The sequence below is a fragment of the Dissulfurispira sp. genome (assembly GCF_036745535.1).
In the GTDB taxonomy this organism is placed as follows: Bacteria; Nitrospirota; Thermodesulfovibrionia; order Thermodesulfovibrionales; family Dissulfurispiraceae; genus Dissulfurispira.
On sequence record NZ_DAIOFX010000037.1, the window covers coordinates 1 to 18,910 of the forward strand.

Genomic DNA, 18,910 nt, shown 5'->3' on the forward strand with positions numbered 1-18,910 from the left:
AAATAGCGTCACAGGTGGCTGAGGTCATGCATGACCTCAGCCACCTTTTTATTTTGGGGACATTCAGGTTTATTAGGGACAGCGCCCGTTTTCTGATTCTGATCTCAACTTTAAATGGTCGCTGTCCCTATTTACTTATTGATGAAAGGATAGCTCCGCCTCCGACGAATGCGGCCGTTTTTTTTCATGAGCGATCCAACATCGGACATTTGCTTGCCGCAGTCTGCCCATGATAGAGCGAGTTTCCTGGCCTGCTGGCTGCCCGCATTCACAAATCGTTTCAGTCCGGCCTCGGCTTTTTCCATGCCGGTGAGACCGAGACGGATAAATAGATTCATGTTGGAGTTTGACAACCCTTAGCCTCCGTTATATACTAAGTTTATGGAGAAATGGGACTTGATACTTACGCTGTATATCTTTTTTCTATGGGGCATTGGAGCGTTCAAAAACCTCCGCAGCTTTATAAAATCCTCATTCCTTGCTATCATGTTTTTCACGACTCTCATCGCAGGCTCTTATGCCTATGAAGGCAATAACCTCCTTGCCCTCTGTGTCTTTATCAGTCCTTTGGCTATAGCATTTCTTCTCATCAAAATTATCCCCTCTTCCGCACTTTATAGACTTTACTCTCGCTCTCGTTAAAAGACGACTCCATCAGCAAAATGTAAAGCCACTGCCCGTCTGTAAGCCCTACTGCCGGTTTTCCAAATATATGCTGAGCCTTCTCAGCAAATCTGTATTTGGTTTGCTCAAAAGAAAAAAAGGGTCTTTCTTTGCCTCCTCTAAAACCCTGTTGAATTCTTCCTCGGTCATTACAGACAGAGACGGCGAGCATTCGTTTTCGGACGATCAGGTTTATTAGGGACAGCGCCCGTTTTCTGATTCTGATCTCAACTTTAAATGGTCGCTGTCCCTATTTACTGATATCCTTCGGACTCGTGGATTCTCCACTGATAATGCTCGCGATACCGATTCTTTTCATAAGCGGGCTCATTTTTGCCGAAATATCCATGATATTCGCAGCAATCGTGCCGGGGATAGATTCATTCAATTACTTCTACACCCTTTTCATGACACCCATGTTCCTTTTTTTCAGGGATATTTTTCCCCTTAAATACCCTGCCTCCTGTCATTTCAAAGATAGCCTTCTTCACCCCTCTCTATCACCTTGTCAATGTCTGCAGGTCGCTCTCGTCAGGGATATTACCGGCTGCTGACATTGCATGGATATTGATTGTGGTCATGATTATCGCCCCATATCCATTCAGGCTCATGCGCAGACGTGTTATAAAATAGGAAAATGATTTGACCATAATCCGTAATGATGTATGCCGAGCATGCTTCTTTTTCAGCACACTCGACATACATTTCTATGGAATTGACAAGGTTTTGAATCTCTGGTAAAAAGAAGATATGTGGGAGTATACAGAGAAACTAAAAGAGCTCTTCCGCCATCCGAAGAATGTCGGAGAAATAGAGAATCCCGATGCTGTCGGTGAAGTCGGCAGCATGATATGCGGAGATGCCCTAAAGCTGACCCTCAAGATCGATAAGGAGACGAACAGGATCATAGATGCAAAGTTCCAGACCTTTGGCTGTGCCTCTGCTATAGCCACCCATCAGCCCTTACGGAAATCATAAAGGGCAAAACTGTAGATGAAGCCCTTAAGATTACCAATAAAGATGTTGCAGAATACATTGGAGGAGTTCCAAAAGAGAAGATGCACTGCTCTGTCATGTGCAGGGAGGCCCTTGAGGCTGCAATTGCCAATTACAGGGGTGAAGGGAAACTGCTTGAGGAAAAGGAGAAGCTCGTCTGCCAATGCTTTGAAGTCACCGAAGATAAGATAAGGAGGGTTGCCATAGAAAACCACCTTACCACTGTCGAGGAGATAACCAACTACACAAAGGCAGGCGGCGGATGCGGCTCGTGCATACAGAGGATAGAGGAGATATTAAAGGATATATGGGCAATAAAAGTGCCTGAAATGCCAAAGATTAAAAAGAGACTTACCAACCTCCAGAAGATAGCATTAATTCAGGACGTTATAGAAAAAGAGATAAGACCGAGGCTTCAGGCTGACGGCGGGGATCTTGAGCTTATAGACATCGATGGCAACAGGGTTATTATTGCCCTGAGGGCAATGTGTGTTGAATGCCCAATGGGCGGTGTTACGGTGAATAATATTCAGGAAAAGTTAAGGGAGCTTGTTGATGAGAATATAGTTGTGGAGGTAGGTTAAATCTATGTTGAGCGATTTTATATATGTCAGGCACTGCTCAAAGACTCCCTCTTTTCGCCGCACCTGACATATATTTTGGGATTAGAATTGCTCAATTTAGGCAGTAATAGAGTGATGGAGTGATGAAGCCGATATATTTTGACAATAATGCAACTACGCCGATTGCCCCGGAGGTGCTAAATGAGATGCTTCCCTATCTCAAGGATTTTTACGGCAATCCATCCAGTATGCACACCTTTGGAGGACACCTCCACAGAAAGATAGAAGATGCGCGGGCAAAGGTTGCAGTCCTTATTAATGCAGAGCCTGAAGAGATAATTTTCACAAGCTGCGGCACAGAAAGCGACAACACCGCAATAATGAGCGCAATAGAATCTTATCCTCAAAAGAGGCATGTCATCACAACGAGGGTTGAGCACCCTGCTGTCCTTAATTTCTGCAAGCACTTAGCAAGAAAGGGCTTCAGGGTTACATTTCTTCCTGTAGATAAACTGGGAAGGTTTGATATGGATGCGTTTCTCAAGGCAGTGGATGATGATACAGCCATGGTTTCAATAATGTATGCGAATAACGAAACAGGGGTTATCTTCCCAATAAAGGAGATAGGAGAAATTTTAAGGGAAAGAAAAATAGTTTTCCATACAGATGCAGTTCAGGCAGTAGGAAAGATACCAATTAATGTCAAAGAACTGCCGGTTGATATGCTATCACTTTCAGGGCACAAGCTGCATGCGCCGAAAGGGGTGGGTGCGCTTTATGTAAGGAAAGGCACACGGTTTTATCCATACATAATCGGCGGACATCAGGAGCATGGAAGGAGGGCAGGCACAGAAAATGTAGCGTCAATAATTGGTCTTGGAAAGGCATGCGAACTCGCTAAAGAACATCTGCATAAAGAGGCAGGCTATTTATGCAGTCTCAGGGATAAACTTGAAAAGGCATTGCTTGATTTATGTCCAGATTCACAGATAAATGGTGATACTATAAATCGTCTTCCCAATACAACAAATATGAGTTTCAGGTATATTGAGGGTGAGGCCATACTCCTGAGACTCGATGAATATGGCATATGCGCTTCATCAGGATCAGCCTGTACCTCCGGTTCTCTCGAACCGAGCCATGTTCTCAGGGCAATGGGAATACCCTTCAATGCCATACACGGCTCCATAAGATTCTCACTTAGCCGATACAATACGGAAGAAGAAATAGATAAAGTTATCGAGATTATGCCGGCCATAATAAAGGAACTGAGAATGCTCTCCCCTTATGGCAAGAAAGAATTAGAGAATTGTTGATTCTTCCACTGTCTTAGACTTTCAATGTCATCTATGTCATACCATTGAGGAAGCAAAAAATATCTGATACCTTCATTGTTTGCAATGGAGATAGTATCTTTCAAGACGCTGTTACTGCCCCATTTTATTCCTTTAAAGATGATGCCTAAAGGCATGTTCATGCCTATGAGATAATAGCCTCCATCCACTGCAGGACCTATTACGAGTTCATAGTAGTTTAATTTTAAAAAAGCATCTTCGATATAGCGGGCGGGCAGGTCAGGAGAATCTGCGCCGATTAAAACGACCTTGTTGTATCCTTTTTCAAAAAGCCATTGGACAGCGTTAAGCATCCTTTCTCCGAGGTCTTTTCCTTTCTGCGGCATTGATTGAAATTTTTTAAGTAAGCTATGCTGTGTTGATGCCAGACCTTGGTAAAAACCATAGATGTCTATATCCGTGAGTTTTGAGACACTCTCTATCGTCTCATAAAGCATGGCTGCGTATACCGAGAGCGCATCTTCTGTCCCTATTTGTGCGGCAAGCCGCTTTTTGACCTTACCGTATTCAGGGATTCTGAAAAGAATGCCGAGTGCGGATTTGTTATTCATTCTTGCTGGGCAATACCTTCTTTAACATTGGTTTGAAGGCAACTGGCAGTATCATTGCAACCGAGGCTATCAAAATACCTGTTATGATGCCTTTTATATTACCTTTGAGAATTAACTCTCCCATCGAGCTTCCGAACGCTACATATGCTATGCATGCAGGCAGCATAAAGGCAAATGTGCTCCATAAATAGTGAAAGAATGGTATGGGAGTGATGCCAAAAAGATAATTGAGGACAGGATAAGGGAATATCGGGACAATTCGTGTAAATGCAACTGCCTTCCATCCATGCTGTTCAACCTTTTCTTTGAGAATATGCCATCTTGAGTAGCTGAATTTTTCCTTTATAGCATCGCCTAAGATATAGCGGGCTATCAGAAACGCAACTGATGCGCCGAGAGTCGCTCCTGTTATAGAAAATACAACGCCCCAAAACGGTCCCCAGAGAAAGCCTGCTCCAAGAGTCAGCGGCAGACTGGGAATAAATATGCTGGGGCCGACAGCATAAATAAGGATGAACAATGCCGGCGCCAGAACATTGTATTGCTGGATGAAACCGAACAAAGATTCAGGTGAAATATATCCGGATTTTCTGAGATACGTGGAAATAATTATTGCCATGATCACTGCTGTGCCGAGGAGGAACTTTTTGGTTTTCAGTCGTTGTTCCATAGCGAGAAGCAATCTATTAAGCCATTTTTGGCCTGAGGAAACAGGCTGTTTTAGAGGTTTTGCATCTGTTATAAGCTCAAGTATATGGTATGCCTCTTTGCCGTTCTTAAGGTATCTGTTCTTGCATCCCATGCAGTAGGTGACAACAGGATTTCCCTTAGCATCTTCCATAACCTTCTCTGTGAATTGTTCTGATAGTTCTTCTGATAGTGCATGTGATGCGCCTCCAAGTCCGCAGCAGAGTGGTCGTGATGACTGTGCCGTTACGGTTACAGATTGTGCAATGCGTATGTTTGCATTTTCCCTGATATTGTCAAACCTGTATGATGGGCACGGATGGTGAAGATAGACATTTTGTAAGCCTATGGAGTGTTCTGGTTTTGAGGTCATATCTGGAAGCGCTTCAAGGATATGTTCGGATTTGATTTCCGGCATATAAAGCGAGAATATTTTTTTGCAGTTGGTGCAGCCTAAAATCAGGTGCTTTATTCCATGTTTCTTCAACCGCTCCTTTATTCTTTCCGATGCCGCTTCCACCGCATCGAGGTCTCCATTGTGGAATGAAGGGTCAAAGCAGCAGTCAAGGACAAGGCCTACTTTTTTATTAAGGTGTTTGCCTAAAGCATCTGTAATTTTTTTAACAACTACCGGTGATGTGCTTGAAAGGGAGCACCCTGGCCAGAAGGCAGTGTCTGTTTTAGTATAGTAAGAGAATGGAAATCTATGACCTCTGTCTGCAAAGCCCAAGGATGAGTGTATGGCAGTCTTTGTTTTTTCACTCAGCCTGCCTTCTTTTATAAGTTCGTATTTAAGTAAATGCAGTGCAGTTGAAGGTGACAGATTTACAGGACAGACATAGTCACATGCCCTACAGTTTGTGCACAGAAAGACACTCTCGGATCTTTCAGAGATTATTTCATTAGGGCTACCATATTTTTCTAAAAATGGACAAGCCTCTCTGCATGTTCCGCAGGATGTGCAGCTTTCTAAGAAATTATTAATGAACTCTTGAGATTTATTTAATAACACTTCCATAACAACCCGAGCCTTTCATGGCAGTACAGCCATAACAGTGATCTCTTATGATGATATCTTTTCCAAAAACCTTTTCTAAGATGTCATCATCGATTGATGGCTCAATGGGCAGATTTAAGGCATTGTTAAAATCACAGTCATAGACCCTGCCATCATATCCAATATTGATGAGGTTACTGCACATGAGGTTATCTATTGTTGATGGGTTGAAGTTTAGATAAAGGGTTTCCATATACTGTTTATAGCCATTTGACCGTTCTAAGAGTCTTTTAAATCTGCCAATCGGCATGTTGTTTAATATAAGGAGGTTGTTTAAAATAATCCCGTACTTTTCCTTAAGGTGGCTTTTGTATTTTTCACTGACTATCTCCTGTATTTCTGGTAAAACAGGCCCTGCTGGATTATGCACAAGATGCAAGGGTAATTCATAGCCATAACCATGCTCATTCAGTATCTTCAGTGCTTTTATTGAATCCTTAAAGACCCCTTTCCCCCTCTGGTAGTCTGTCTTTTTATCCGAAATGTCTGGCAATGAACATATTAGTGTGACCCTGTGGTCTTTTAGGATATGGAGTAGTTCTAACCTTTGAAGGAGGGCTGTAAGATTACTTCTCATTATAATTGATTCGGTGTAATTAGAACACATGGATATAAAATCAGTTATTTTAGGATGTAGCTCAGGCGCTCCTCCTGTAATATCGACCACAAGACCTTGATTCTTTTTAATGAGGCTTATTATCTTTTCCATTACTTCCCATGGCATCACATTCCTGCCTTCTGGAGATGCCTCCACATGGCAATGAATACATGACTGGTTGCAAAGATTACCGATGTTTACCTGAATTGCGTTGATGGTGTCTTTTGTGAGTCTCTTTTTTGTCCTGCTTAACCTTAATGCAAATGGCTCAAACCTATCACACTGCCCTGTAGGACAGCACACTGAGTCATTATCTGTAATCCTTAGTTCAGCTCCCTTCGTCTCTGAAGGATGTCTGTAGATAACTCCCTTGCCGCAGGGAAATGGCCTTGGTTCTAATTTCTCATAGGGTTCTATAAATATAAAGTCATCCATGTAAGGTATTCTCTTTAAGATATTAAAGGTCTTTTCACACACTGCAATTCGTCTGCCCCGTTCAAAAACATGTCCGTCATCGTCTTTTATTTCACTGTAAGGACCTCTGTAAATGACAGCCTGATTGTAATCAATGCAAGGGCCTTCCTTGCCTTTATAGGCAACTACTGTCATAGACTTGAATTCAATTCCATCGACTGTTCTCCACGGTCTATTGTCATACTTTAGTATATTGACCCCATAGAACCCAGCATCCTCAAATGTCTTTATGAATAGGTCCTCACGGAATGCACCAGAAATACATCCAGACCATAGCTCAGGATCATTCTGCATGTATGCTGGAACATCCTCATCAGAGACTATATCGCTTATTACAGCCCTGCCTCCGTTTTTTAGTACTCTGTAAATTTCAGAAAATAGCATTGACCTATCCTCAGGCTTTACAAGGTTAAGCACACAGTTGGATACCACTACATCTATAGAGTTATCTGGAATCAGGGGATCTGTCTTTTCAAGATACTCTATAAACTCGTTAAGCCTTATCAAATCATTGGAAGAGGTGACAGGATGTTTTTTAAGGTATTCATTGACCTTCTCAAGGTCTAACTTAAGGTTTTGAATCTTTGCCTTTTTGAAATCCACATTATGATAACCTAATCTGTTGCCGATTATATTTTTATATTTTCTTGCAAGTGCAAGCATTTCATCATTCATATCAATGCCTATTGCTCTTCCTGAGCTGCCGACCACCTGTGAAATTATATAGCACAGCTTTCCAGCGCCAGAGCCAAGATCAAGCACCACCTCTCCTTCTTTCACATACTGGGAAGGATCGCCACAGCCATAATCTTTCTCAAGTATCTCATCAGGTATGACCTTCAGATACTCAGGATTATAGCTTGTAGGGCAACAGAGGACTTCTTCAGGCTTTTTAGCAGCCTGCTGATACCTTTCGTATACAGCCTTTTCTTTATCCATAGGTGTTATTTCTTTACAGGAGCATATATAAGAATGACAGGTTTCCCATCTTCAGGCAAAACCTCTGCCTTCCCTTTAAATCGAGAATTCGGATTAAGAAACCTCTTTATTGCTCCTGTTTGAGGATAATTTGCATTGCTTGTTGCAGCTATTGTGTATGCGGACAATGCAAGAACAGTTATAAAAGCAGCAAACATTAATCTTGAAAGCCTTTTCATAGTGTGCCTCCCTGAATTTTATTACGTATTGTCAAAAGTTATTTCCCCTCTCCCCTTGTGGGAGAGGGTTAGGGTGAGGGGTTAAAAGAGCAGCCCTAATAGACTCCAAAACACCTTCTAACCCCCACCCTCGCCCTCCCCCCTCAAGGGGGAGGGCACTTTGTGTGTATCCCTCCCCCCATCAAATGGAAGGGTTTCTTTTATATTGCAACATGTTTTAAGGTGCTTTTTCATAAAACTTTTGACCTTACCTTTTATTATTTATATAGCCTTAATAGGCTAAAAGGGCTGACCCCTGCGATAAATAACAAAGCTATTAATGCATTTCTTAAGCTAACGACAACAGGCGAAAAAGGATAGCCCTTTTTTAGCCTTCTTGAAGATGCGACTACTTTAAATGGCAGGCACTTAAGTCTTCCTATCTTTCTAAGCCTTAAAACCATGTCTAAATCTTCTAAAAATGGATAGTCATTAAATCCACCTATCGCTTCAAAAACATCCCTTCGTATAAATATTGCCTGATCTCCGTAAGGCAGTGAAAACAGCCTTGCCCTCAGATTTGCAAACAACTCCACAAGCCGTGTAGAGATTGAGTCCTCATCAAATTTAAGCCTAAAAAAACCGCCAACATGATGAGGGTCGTAATATGTTATGCGTAACAAGTCTTGAACTAAACTTGTTTTGGCTTCGCCTCGCAATGACAGATGAGAATCGGCATGCAAAAACATCAATAAATCACCTTTTGCAAGAGAGGCACCCGCGTTCATCTGGATGCCTCTTCCCTTTTGTGATTGTATGACGACCGCACCACTTTCCTGTGCAATCTCTTTTGTCTTGTCATTGCTTCTGCCGTCAACAACTATAATCTCAAGCGGATTAAGCTGTCTTGCAGACTCTATGCAAGCCATAATATTTTTTTCTTCATTTAAAGCCGGAATAATTACAGATAGCTTCAAGCCTTTACCTTAATTTTTTACCTTCCGCTTTTGAGCATACCCTTATAAGGCCATCCGGCAATGCCTCCCTCAAGAATATAAAGACGGCTCTCGGCAATGCCTTTTGACTTAAGGTATTCATAAGTATTTGCAGCTCCGCTTCTTCCTCTGGGGCAAATGATCACCACGTCATCTTTCGATGCCTTTATTTTTTCTGCAGCAGCATCGAGCTTCTTTTTATCGACATCTGTTTTTGCTGGAAACGCATTTGTTTCAATAGAACCTTTAAAATGATGCTTCTCAAACTCATCGGCAGGCTGAATATCCACAATGACCACAGGTTTTTTGCTTTCGAGCCATTGTTTAAAGACGTCGGGTTTTACCATATTTGCCGCAAAAGCCGATGTTGTTGATACGAATACAAATGCCATTACCAGGACAAAATACTTTTTCATGTGAGACCTCCTCGTTTTTGTTTTTTTTATCCTATCCATACAGTTTTTTTAAAATCCTTTAAGCCTTCAATAATATGATTTGTCGTTCCTCTATGCCCAACTTTTAGTTCGGACTCAAGGTTGTAATGCTTAAGACATGTGCCGCAGCTATAAATCTCAACTCCCATATCCGCAATTTCCTTTATAATGGGATATATTTCTTCATTTACTGTAGTAAGCTTAACCCCTGCGTTTAAGAAGAATATAGTATGCGGTAGTTCTTTATAAACCTTCATGGTTTCAAAGAACGCCTTCATCAATATTCTGCCCAGTTCCTCTTCTTTGCCCATAACATCAGAGCCGATTATAAGCAGTATGTCTTTTTCGGGTTCTTTCTCTTCTTCTTTTATCGGCACTTCGCAAGGATAACCTTTTACTATCTTTACTCTCCAGTAATTATCTTCTTTTATTGTTTCAGAATAGAAGGCATTTTTTGTTGCAAAGCGCGAGAGATTGCCAACAGATGCCTCGTTGTCCACAAGCACATCCACGATGCCTTCTTCTAATTTTGACAAAGCCTCCTCGGCCATTAAAACAGGCTTCGGACAGGCTTGGCCTCTCGCATCAATGAGCATGTGTTTCTCCTTTGTTGGCCAATCTGTAAATAAGAATCACAGGATGCCCTTCCTTTGCAGGAAGTGTTTCCAGTTTGCCTCTGAATTGCGAATTTGGAGAAATAAATCTCTGCAAAGGGCTTGTCATGGGATATGCGGCATTGCTTGTTATAGATATCCAGCAGCTTTCAAGGCATGTGATGCAGCCTGTCTTTTCTGCCATAGATGCTGTCCTGTTCCCTCCAAATTTTATCTTAAAACCCTTGCCCGATGAGTCGTAAAAAATATCGCTTAATGGCAATTCTTTGCTTTGCCCGGAAACGATTGCAGTGGCAATCAACTCGTCTCCTTCGACATGTTTCCCCGCACTTTCTTTTGTGAGGCTATTGCCTGGCTTTGCACCTATCTGGATCAATGCATCGTGGAAATCGAGCTGGTTGCAGTAAGCCTTTAAGATAGCCCTGTCTCCAAACCTTCCATCTTTAAAGACAACTCCCCAGTGGACAGCAGGCTGATAAAGGTGCATTGCATTGATTTCGGTGTATATCAATACTTGTTTGTTCTTCTTGTCAATAAATAGAGGATTTTCCTTTGTTGGAAGATTATCCAGTGCAAATGCCTTATTGCCTGTAATAAAAGCAATGACCATAACCAAAAGAATCAAAACCGATTTGATAAATGTCTTCATCGTTATTCCCCTTTATTGCTCTTTAAAGCTTATCCTATAACCAATATTGAATCCGAATAAATCCTCATTCAACGGTTTTCCATCGGCCTCTGCATATGGATACATAAAATAGTTAAGGGGTCTGCCATTCTGTTGAGGATTCAATATAATATCCCTTCCTGTTCCGAATGCTATCCTGCTTTCATCGACGGCGCCAAAGTAATACTCTCTCAACGGTTTTGCTTGTTCGATAGTGAGCTTCTGCTCAAGTATTGCCTTCCTTACATCTGACGGGTCAACAACGACCCACCCGTATCCAGGTAAATAGAATTCTGCCCAGCAGTGCTGCGCCTTTGTCATGTCACCTTCTTTGCCTTTTGGGATTCTGATACCGAAGACTTCTCTTGCAGGAATACCTGCAGCACGTGATAAGGCAACAAAGACAGAATGAATATCGGCACACTTCCCACCTTTCGTCTCAAGGAGTGTCTCCACTACACCAAAGCCGCATCCCTTAACATTTGGGTCGCGATGCATATTGTCCACAATCCAATCATAAATTGCCCTTGCCTTTGCAAGGTTTGTCTTCTTGTCCTTTGTTATCTTCTCTGCAAGCTCTTTAACCTTTCCTGTGGTTGGTCCGAGGCTTGTTGCCTTTAGATATTGACTGAATTCTTCTTTAGAAAATGGAGGTTCCTTTTTAGGAAAATCCTTCTTGATAACCTCTTTTCGTTTGACTTTAAATGTATATGTTAATGTCCTTTCTCTCATGGCGCCCTCCCATTCTGCATAAAGTGCCATACTGCCATTTTCACCTTCTCTGTAAACACCACCCTGGGAGAAATTGCCGTTTACCCGTATGTCTTCTATGTTTTGATGCTCATCAGATACAGGATACGGAATCCAGAGTCTCACATTTTTGGCATCTGCTGGGGCATTGAGATTTACCTGAACCGTGACCTCTCCATGTCTTTCCTTTGCAAAAGAAGGATTGACAAACAGTAGAATAGAAATCAAAGAAACAATAAGAGATACAGCTTTTAAACGCCTCATATATTTGCCTCTCGTATGATTTTATATAGAAAAATAACAGCTTTGCCGGAACTAATTCCAATAGTTATTTCCCATGATTAAAAGTAGATTTATAGAATATGTCTATATTTTCTATTGATTTTGGAAAATAGATTTTGCAGATCAAATGGGAAACATACTGCCATATTATCCGCGGCCTGCCTATAGGCAGGCCGCGGCAGGAGGGAATTATCTTTTTAGGCTGACTTCTTTTATAACTTTGTGAATTGGGAATTCTGCCTCTTCCACACCCGGAAGTTGTGTGAGCTTTTTGTTTGCAGCATAAATCATCGTATTATCGTCATAACCAAGACTGTGCTGTGGCATGTAGACCTTTGTGGTTTTAGAGATTTCTTTTGCCGTCCTTTGTTTTTACAACTATGTCCAGAGTCACTCTGTTTGGAGAAGGACATCCGTCAGGGAACCTATGCCCTATTCTGCTTACGACCTCGGTGTTAATCACAGCCATAGGAATTAGCTCTTTTGCAGAAGGCCTGAATTTATATGCATGAGCGGTCACATCGAGATCGATCCACGCTGCAAGTCTCTTGGAAGCCTCTGCCTTATTCTGATAATTGGGCGGAAATCTGTGTCCTGCATTGTCCTTTTTCATGTGGCAGTCCTGACAGCTTTCATTCCCTCCCATTGGAACATAGAATTGCTGATGGCTATCAAAGTTAGAGACGCACCACATTGGTTCGTCATAATTCTGGACATTGGGTCCCTGATGACACTGTGCGCAGAAGACAGAATCCCTCAACATCTCGTTTTTCTTTGCCTGTGTGTATTTTTTGTCACTATGCGCCCCGGTAAACTTAGGGCCATACACCACATCCTTTTCTGGATTGCCATCCCTGAACTTTTTTATTATAGCGTTTCTGTTGTGGCATACAACACATGTGATCTGCAGCTTGCTTATAAGATCTTCATTGCTGTCAACAATAGCCTTTGCTATCTGACTTGCCACTCCTTCGGATGCATCCATCAGTTGCGGGAAATGGCATTCCACACAGGGCTTAAAAAACTCCTTCATGCCCTTTGCAACCTCTTTTGACTTCTTCAGTTCTGTTTCCCGTGACTGCACATATCCCTTAAATGTTGCGAGCGTTCTGCCGATTGGCCCCAGAAGAGGTCTTGCATGCAGGGACTTTTCCCAGTCCTCATATATCTTTTGATGGCATGCCTTACAATTCGTTGAATCATACATCTGTATCAGTTCTTCAACAGTTTGCGCCTCTTTTGCATGCGCTATAACCGGAAGCATCAACAACGCAAAGATTAACATAAATTTTAAAGTCTTCATAAACCCTCCCTTTTGTTTTTATGGTCAGTTTTGGTTTCTAACTGAAACCACTCAGGAAGGGATTGGACATCGCGTTACAGCAGGCATATTCATTTTCCCCTTAATCTTTCATCGGTTTTATGAACATGAAATAGACCATTGTCCAGTTACCAAGCACCATGAATATAGTTGCAACAATGCTTGATAGCGCCAATGACGATATCCCTGTCAGTGCATGACCTACAGTGCAACCTCCTGCTGTTGCAGCGCCAAATCCCATTATAAGGCTGCCTCCGAAAACCCTCGTTATTTCCGATGCAGGAGGAGCCTGCAGCTTGAATTCCCCGAGACCTCTTGCGCTCAGATATGCACCGAGCGGAATTCCGAAAATATATAATGCGCTCCATGTCCCTTTAAATATTCCCCAGAAATCGAACATGGGATCAAATTTCGACATGCTGTCCCCCATTGTCAGTGCAAGGAATGCTTCTGCTGTCGGCCCCGCAGCAGAAAGTCCTCTCGTCTGTCCTCCCCAATAATTGGATGCCCATAATGCAAATATCAAGATAAAACCAAGCAATAATCCGGTTAGTGACCACGAGTAGCCTTTCTTAGGCCCTTTGGCAAAAGGTTTCCCTTTAAGGACGACAGGGATGATTATGGCAGCGATTACTGCAATAGCTATCCATTTCATGGATTGACCTCCGAACAAGTCCCACAAAGCAGGATTGCTTATGGCATCTTCACCGCTTCCTATGGACACTTTGAAGCTCTTCAGAAACTGCATAACAGGTTTAATCGGGCCGTGAATTGTAGCTATCAGAGAGGATGCAAAGCCGAGGGTTGCTACAAAGGCTGAAACATAACCTTCTGCCATTCTGTAAACGATGCCGCTTCCGCAGCCTCCTGCCATTACAATGCCGAGGCCGAAAATGTAGCCGCCTATAATGTTTGCAACTATATTGAATGACTGGCGCCTTAAGCCGGATCCTCCCATTAACCCTATATCTTCAAGGAAATTTGTGCCTATTATGGCTATTAAAAGGGCGAGCAGATATGAGCGAAAGAGGGTAAAGTCGTTGACGAAAATAATATCCCTGAATGCCGAATTCATGCAGTAACGGCCTCTTTGCAGCACAAAACCGAAGAGTACGCCTACCATCAAACCGCTGAATAAAACCATAATACTTGCCTGCTGTATTCCCTCCATTATCTTCCTCCTGTAATACGCAAATCGTTTTTATAAATTCCGCAAAAAATCGTAAGATCTTTTGCGGAAGTGGAGAGGGGCAGTGGGAATCGAACCCACCACGGCTTCTTCCAAAGAAACAGGTTTATGAGACCTGCCTTTTACCGTGACTCTGGTTTTGCAGACCAGGCGGGGCAGCTAACAGCCCCATACCCCTCAGCAAGAAAAATAAGATAGAGATAATCAATAAGTCAAATAGAAAATATCTATGAAAAGGACAAAAAGTATAGGTCTACATTTAACCAAATCCAGCGATAAGTATGGGTCTTTGAAGTGAATAGCGAGTTTTGCGGCTGTAGCGTAAGGAGCATTAGAACTGTCAAAACAGAGCTTCTGAACGAAAGAGACTTATCCTTATCGCTGGATCGCGGATTTAATTTAATAGTATGGATTTGGAATATGTTCAGGCATTGAGATGTTCCAAAAACAGGTTATAGGCAGCCGGCAGAGTTCTTTTTTTGTGGGTCACGATATAGAATTTCCGCTTCATCTGGATGTCGGATAGCTTTATCTCTTTGAATATTCCATATTTAAGCTCGTCCTTTACAGAAAGCCTCGATAGTATGGAAACCCCCAAGCCTGCCTTTACAGCCTGTTTTATTGCATCCGTAGAACCGAAGATGCCCGCAACTTTAATGTCTTCGAGCGAGACGCCCTTGTCTTCCAGTATTTTTTCCGCCTCCCTTCTCGTGCCCGAGCCCTCTTCTCGCAGGACCATAGGCAGCTTCATCAGTTCTTTTAATGTCAATTGCCTGTTTTTAGTCAATACCGGAGATGATACTACAATCAGTTCATCTTCGAGGAACGGCACGTAAGTTATCTGGGAGTTGGCAAGCTTTGCCCCTACGATTCCAATAAGCAATTCGTGCCTTGAAATCTTTTCGACAATGCCTCTGGAATCCGATATGAGTATCTGGAATGAAATGGACGGATATATTTTCCGGAATTTTGCCATGATGGAAGGCATTAAATATGTGCCAGGGATTGTGCTTGCACCGATTACCAGTTCGCCTGTAATTTCCTTTTTAAGATGGCCTATGAAATCTTTTATGTTATTTGTTTTTTCTATAATCTCCATAGCGTGACTGTATAATGCCTCTGCCTCTTTTGTGGGTATAATTGTCCTGCCGAGCCTGTCGAACAGCTTGCAATTGAGTTCTTCTTCGAGGGATTTGACATGGTCGCTTACTGTTGGCTGCGTGAGGTAAAGCTCCTCTGATGCCTTTGAGAAGCTCTTGTTCTTAAATACCGATGCAAAAACCCTTAGCTGGTGTATGTCCATTGCTATAATTGTAACACTTTGACCGCTTTTATTAAAACATGATAGATTAACAAATATGGATCCGCTCACACATGCACTTTCGGGCGCAGTAATACATCAACTGGGTTTTAAGAGAAAGGCAGCTTTATTCGTCCTTATCTTTTCAGCTATTGCTCCTGACCTCGATTATATAACCCGCTTCTGGGGGACTGACATCTTTTTAAGATACCATCGCGGCATTACACATGGAGTCCTTGCCCTCGTACTGTTCCCTGCAATTATGGCCTTTATTTTCAGGAAAAAGGGCGGATTTTTCTATTATTATTCCATCTCCTTCATTGCCTACGGTACACATCTATTAATGGATTTGACAAACCAGTACGGCACAAGGATATTGTCGCCTCTGGACTGGAATCAATATTCCCTTGACCTTACGTTTATTATCGACCCCTATATAACTGTCGGGTTGCTGCTTTGTATTATCATAGGTAAGGTAAACAAAAGAAGGGCAGTAGCGGCTGCAATTTGCACCGTAATATTGTTTGCAGGATATGTAGGGGGCAGGGCATATCTGCAAAAAGAGACGAAGCAATTTTTGAAAGCGAAGGTGGATGCCAATATCTACAAGGTTTATCCCCTGCCGAATGACTTTCTGAGATGGTGGTTTATAACAAGGTCCGGAAACGAGATCGATACAGGCTTTGTGGATTTGTTTACTAAAAGGGTCTATATCCAGGATAAATACCGGATGGACAATAACGACCATGCAATACTCGAATCCAGGAAAAACAGAGTTGTTCAAAACTTTCTCTATTTCGCCAGACATCCGTATGCCGAGGTTAAGAGAGAAAATAGTAAAACCATTGTTATATGGAAGGAGCTGGCATATTCGTTTATGGCAGGGGAGAGTTTTTTTGCAAGGGTTGTGATGGATAAAAATGGAGAGGTTATTGAATCGTATTTCGAATTTTAATTATGAAGGTTTGTGAAATTTTTGCAAGCATACAGGGTGAATCAACATATGCAGGACTGCCTTGCGTCTTCGTAAGGATGACAGGCTGTAACCTCAGGTGTGTTTACTGCGATACAACCTATGCCTATGAAGAAGGCAGGGAAATGTCAGAAGATGAAATTATAGAAAGAGTTAAGAGCTATGGGATAAAGCTCGTTGAGATCACAGGTGGCGAGCCTTTATTGCAAAAGGATGTCCTGTCGCTAATGGAAAGACTTATTGATAATGGCTTTACTGTTTTGCTGGAAACAAACGGCAGTGAGAACATACAGGATGTGGACAAACGGGTAGTTATTATAATGGATATTAAGACTCCCAAAAGCGGTATGTTTGAGAGAATGGATTTAATGAATCTGAAATATATTAAACCGGATGACGAGATAAAGTTTGTTGTTATAGACAGGGAAGATTACGAATGGGTGAGGAATTTTATAAAGGATTATGGCCTGATAGACGGATTAACCAATAAATGCAAAATCCTCATGTCACCAGCCTATGACACGCTTTTGCCGGAAGATCTGTCTAAATGGATAATAGAAGACAGGCTGCCTGTGAGGCTTAATATACAACTGCATAAATACATCCCTGTCCCTTAGTCTTCTTTCTTTTTTGCCTGCCTGCTCATGAGGTCAATTGCATGTGCGATGTGGTCGATCTTACTTAAGATTATTTTATGCATTTTTATAAGCTCGTTCAGTTTGTCTTTTATTTCTTCAATCTCGTTAATTTCTCTTATTTCTTTAATCTGATCCATAGCCTATCTCCTTATTGCCTGGCTAAAGGAATCTTTAAAAGGGGATTATGGACATATGGTTGAGATATCTGTTTATCTCTGACTCGAAGTTGTCGCTTAATAATCCTGTGCCCATGGCATTTTTTATCTCTTCCAGTATTTCTTCCTGCATATTTAAAAATAACAGAAAATGGAATGTTTCGTAAAGCCAGAGTAAATAGATGTAAATTTCGAGTAAATATGCTTTTTTATTGATTTAATTGTTGATGGTAGCGTAAAATCTTCTGTGTAAATTCTTGAGTAAAAAAACAGACAGGGTGTATTCTCCATTGATCGACAAATCAACCCACAAAGTGGGAAAGGAGGACACACCCATGTCGGCAAGAAGTTTAACTGGACTTACAGTAACAGATTTATGGAGTGAATACAAGAGTAGTTTCAGGGATTACTGGGAAGAGCACGAAGGGGCGGTGAAAGTGTTCAGGACTAAGCTTAAGAGGCAGCGGGGACAGTCCCCTTAACTTCCGCTCTTTTTCCGAGAAAATCAGTGTCCGTGTGAATCCTTGGTTTTCAAGGTATCGCAAGTTTTTGAACAGTCTTTATAAAAAAAGGAGGGTGTGTAAATGACAATTTCAAAGAAGCTTTATCTTGGAATCACGATAATAACAGTTATCCTAATCGGGCTTGCCTTATTTTTTGTGAAAAACATTGAAACAACAAAGACGCAGCTCAGAGATGTTCAGGGGTATCCAGAATTACAGGCACTTCTTGACTCAAGGACAATAGACCACTTTAAGTGGGTAGAGGCGCTTATGGGAACAATGCTTCTTGGCAAAGAATTTACAGGGCAGATTGACCATACAAAATGCAAGCTGGGTGAATGGTATTACAGTTACAAACCGCCAAAGGAACTTGAAGAGGCATACAAAAAGATTGAAGAGCCTCACAGGAAATTCCATGCAACTGCGTCAAGAATCATTGATGCTGTGAAGAAAGGAAATATAGAACTGGCAAAAAAGATTTATCAAGAGGAGACAAAGCCAGCGCTTGAACAAACTCAAGAGGCATTAAACGAGATGAAATTTGGCATCAAAAAACTTATGGAAAGAGACATTGCAAGCATGCAGTCTTCGCAGAGCAGGATGGAGATGGTATCTATGATTGTCTATGCAGGCATCATCGGAATGCTTATAGCAGGCTCTACAGTTTTTTTAGTAAGACCCATTAAAAAAGGCCTCTCTGGCATTTCTGAATGGGTAAAGGAAATGGCAGGAGGTAACCTTGCAAAGAAAATTGATATTTATTCAAATGATGAGATTGGAGATATGGCATCAGAACTTGATAAAATGGCGGAAAGACTGAAAGGGATTATGGCTGAGCTGAAATCCACTGCTGACAATGTGGCATCGGCGAGCAATCAATTGAGCGCCAGCGCAGAACAGATGTCCAGAGGAGCTACAGAACAATCAGGCAGGGCATCCCAGATTGCTACTTCATCCTCGGAGATGTCACAAACAGTTGTGGATATAGCAAAAAACGCCTCAAGTATAG

General features: G+C 41.9%; 18 protein-coding genes, 1 tRNA gene and 2 pseudogenes. 5 read left to right on the top strand and 16 right to left on the bottom strand.

The features are described 5' to 3' along the window. Positions 1-131: 131 nt before the first annotated feature. Both V7L97_RS07460 and V7L97_RS07465 read right to left on the bottom strand, forming a co-directional pair. Positions 132-353: a hypothetical protein gene (locus V7L97_RS07460; protein ID WP_333654680.1), complete on the bottom strand. Its 222-nt coding sequence runs from the start codon at positions 351-353 to the stop codon at positions 132-134. Positions 354-1,163: 810 nt separating this feature from the next. Continuing rightward, positions 1,164-1,355: a hypothetical protein gene (locus tag V7L97_RS07465; protein ID WP_333654682.1), complete on the bottom strand. Its 192-nt coding sequence runs from the start codon at positions 1,353-1,355 to the stop codon at positions 1,164-1,166. A gap of 58 nt (positions 1,356-1,413) precedes the next feature. Between V7L97_RS07465 and nifU the strand changes: the two are divergent. Both nifU and nifS read left to right on the top strand, forming a co-directional pair. After that, positions 1,414-2,243, top strand: a pseudogene (gene nifU / locus V7L97_RS13020) (Fe-S cluster assembly protein NifU). A gap of 122 nt (positions 2,244-2,365) precedes the next feature. Beyond that, on the top strand, positions 2,366-3,538 hold the full coding sequence (gene nifS, locus V7L97_RS07480; protein ID WP_333654684.1) for a cysteine desulfurase NifS: 1,173 nt from the start codon (positions 2,366-2,368) through the stop codon (positions 3,536-3,538). Here the strand turns inward: nifS and V7L97_RS07485 are convergent. The 13 genes and pseudogenes from V7L97_RS07485 to V7L97_RS07545 form a co-directional block, all read right to left on the bottom strand. After that, the gene (locus tag V7L97_RS07485) at positions 3,508-4,128 is read right to left on the bottom strand and encodes a TIGR04282 family arsenosugar biosynthesis glycosyltransferase (RefSeq protein ID WP_333654686.1); all 621 of its coding nucleotides are present in this window, start codon (positions 4,126-4,128) and stop codon (positions 3,508-3,510) included. The two genes, nifS and V7L97_RS07485, sit on opposite strands and share 31 nt — an antisense overlap. After that, positions 4,121-5,833 carry a VTT domain-containing protein gene (locus V7L97_RS07490; RefSeq protein ID WP_333654688.1) on the bottom strand — a complete coding sequence of 571 codons (1,713 nt, stop codon included), beginning with the start codon at positions 5,831-5,833 and terminating at the stop codon, positions 4,121-4,123. The genes V7L97_RS07485 and V7L97_RS07490 overlap by 8 nt, the downstream gene beginning before the upstream one ends. Beyond that, a complete protein-coding gene (gene arsS, locus V7L97_RS07495) occupies positions 5,814-7,883 on the bottom strand; it encodes an arsenosugar biosynthesis radical SAM (seleno)protein ArsS (protein ID WP_333654690.1) in 2,070 nt (689 codons plus the stop codon). The genes V7L97_RS07490 and arsS overlap by 20 nt, the downstream gene beginning before the upstream one ends. Before the next feature lie 5 nt (positions 7,884-7,888). Then, on the bottom strand, positions 7,889-8,101 hold the full coding sequence (locus V7L97_RS07500) for a hypothetical protein (RefSeq protein WP_333654693.1): 213 nt from the start codon (positions 8,099-8,101) through the stop codon (positions 7,889-7,891). 257 nt (positions 8,102-8,358) lie between these two features. After that, positions 8,359-9,057 (bottom strand): TIGR04283 family arsenosugar biosynthesis glycosyltransferase, encoded by a 699-nt coding sequence (locus V7L97_RS07505; protein WP_333654696.1) that lies wholly within the window; start codon positions 9,055-9,057, stop codon positions 8,359-8,361. Between the two features lie 17 nt (positions 9,058-9,074). Beyond that, positions 9,075-9,491 carry a rhodanese-like domain-containing protein gene (locus V7L97_RS07510; protein WP_333654699.1) on the bottom strand — a complete coding sequence of 139 codons (417 nt, stop codon included), beginning with the start codon at positions 9,489-9,491 and terminating at the stop codon, positions 9,075-9,077. A gap of 26 nt (positions 9,492-9,517) precedes the next feature. Beyond that, positions 9,518-10,105, bottom strand: coding sequence for a sulfurtransferase-like selenium metabolism protein YedF (gene yedF, locus V7L97_RS07515; RefSeq protein ID WP_333654702.1), 588 nt, complete (start codon positions 10,103-10,105; stop codon positions 9,518-9,520). Further along, positions 10,095-10,772, bottom strand: coding sequence for a YdjY domain-containing protein (locus V7L97_RS07520; RefSeq protein ID WP_333654704.1), 678 nt, complete (start codon positions 10,770-10,772; stop codon positions 10,095-10,097). Before V7L97_RS07520 ends, yedF begins: the two co-directional genes overlap by 11 nt. A 12-nt stretch (positions 10,773-10,784) precedes the next feature. Continuing rightward, positions 10,785-11,804, bottom strand: coding sequence for a transglutaminase-like domain-containing protein (locus V7L97_RS07525; protein ID WP_333654707.1), 1,020 nt, complete (start codon positions 11,802-11,804; stop codon positions 10,785-10,787). Positions 11,805-12,011: 207 nt separating this feature from the next. Further along, positions 12,012-13,125 (bottom strand): annotated as a pseudogene (extKL, locus tag V7L97_RS07530) (multiheme c-type cytochrome (seleno)protein ExtKL). 100 nt (positions 13,126-13,225) lie between these two features. Further along, entirely contained in the window at positions 13,226-14,314 is a 1,089-nt protein-coding gene (locus tag V7L97_RS07535) for a YeeE/YedE family protein (RefSeq protein ID WP_333654709.1), read from the bottom strand. Between the two features lie 74 nt (positions 14,315-14,388). Next, positions 14,389-14,510 (bottom strand) — tRNA-Cys (locus V7L97_RS07540). 246 nt (positions 14,511-14,756) lie between these two features. Next, entirely contained in the window at positions 14,757-15,704 is a 948-nt protein-coding gene (locus V7L97_RS07545; protein WP_333654711.1) for a selenium metabolism-associated LysR family transcriptional regulator, read from the bottom strand. Between V7L97_RS07545 and V7L97_RS07550 the strand changes: the two genes are divergently transcribed. Beyond that, positions 15,691-16,587 (top strand): metal-dependent hydrolase, encoded by an 897-nt coding sequence (locus tag V7L97_RS07550; RefSeq protein WP_333654714.1) that lies wholly within the window; start codon positions 15,691-15,693, stop codon positions 16,585-16,587. The two genes, V7L97_RS07545 and V7L97_RS07550, sit on opposite strands and share 14 nt — an antisense overlap. A 2-nt stretch (positions 16,588-16,589) precedes the next feature. Next, the gene (locus tag V7L97_RS07555; RefSeq protein ID WP_333654716.1) at positions 16,590-17,222 is read left to right on the top strand and encodes a radical SAM protein; all 633 of its coding nucleotides are present in this window, start codon (positions 16,590-16,592) and stop codon (positions 17,220-17,222) included. Here the strand turns inward: V7L97_RS07555 and V7L97_RS07560 are convergent. Next, complete coding sequence (locus V7L97_RS07560; RefSeq protein ID WP_333654718.1) at positions 17,219-17,380, bottom strand: hypothetical protein; 162 nt, start codon at positions 17,378-17,380, stop codon at positions 17,219-17,221. The genes V7L97_RS07555 and V7L97_RS07560 overlap by 4 nt on opposite strands. Positions 17,381-17,982: 602 nt before the next feature. Here V7L97_RS07560 and V7L97_RS07565 point away from each other — a divergent pair. Beyond that, positions 17,983-18,910: methyl-accepting chemotaxis protein (locus V7L97_RS07565; RefSeq protein ID WP_333654719.1), on the top strand; the 928-nt coding region annotated here is incomplete at its 3' end.

Excerpts from the sequence above, each read along its gene's own strand:
- nifS (WP_333654684.1), top strand. The coding sequence starts at position 2,366 with ATGAAGCCGATATATTTTGACAATAATGCAACTACGCCGATTGCCCCG.
- V7L97_RS07485 (WP_333654686.1), bottom strand. The coding sequence starts at position 4,128 with ATGAATAACAAATCCGCACTCGGCATTCTTTTCAGAATCCCTGAATAC.
- V7L97_RS07490 (WP_333654688.1), bottom strand. The coding sequence starts at position 5,833 with ATGGAAGTGTTATTAAATAAATCTCAAGAGTTCATTAATAATTTCTTA.
- arsS (WP_333654690.1), bottom strand. The coding sequence starts at position 7,883 with ATGGATAAAGAAAAGGCTGTATACGAAAGGTATCAGCAGGCTGCTAAA.
- V7L97_RS07500 (WP_333654693.1), bottom strand. The coding sequence starts at position 8,101 with ATGAAAAGGCTTTCAAGATTAATGTTTGCTGCTTTTATAACTGTTCTT.
- V7L97_RS07510 (WP_333654699.1), bottom strand. The coding sequence starts at position 9,491 with ATGAAAAAGTATTTTGTCCTGGTAATGGCATTTGTATTCGTATCAACA.
- yedF (WP_333654702.1), bottom strand. The coding sequence starts at position 10,105 with ATGCTCATTGATGCGAGAGGCCAAGCCTGTCCGAAGCCTGTTTTAATG.
- V7L97_RS07520 (WP_333654704.1), bottom strand. The coding sequence starts at position 10,772 with ATGAAGACATTTATCAAATCGGTTTTGATTCTTTTGGTTATGGTCATT.
- V7L97_RS07525 (WP_333654707.1), bottom strand. The coding sequence starts at position 11,804 with ATGAGGCGTTTAAAAGCTGTATCTCTTATTGTTTCTTTGATTTCTATT.
- V7L97_RS07535 (WP_333654709.1), bottom strand. The coding sequence starts at position 14,314 with ATGGAGGGAATACAGCAGGCAAGTATTATGGTTTTATTCAGCGGTTTG.
- V7L97_RS07550 (WP_333654714.1), top strand. The coding sequence starts at position 15,691 with ATGGATCCGCTCACACATGCACTTTCGGGCGCAGTAATACATCAACTG.
- V7L97_RS07555 (WP_333654716.1), top strand. The coding sequence starts at position 16,590 with ATGAAGGTTTGTGAAATTTTTGCAAGCATACAGGGTGAATCAACATAT.
- V7L97_RS07560 (WP_333654718.1), bottom strand. The coding sequence starts at position 17,380 with ATGGATCAGATTAAAGAAATAAGAGAAATTAACGAGATTGAAGAAATA.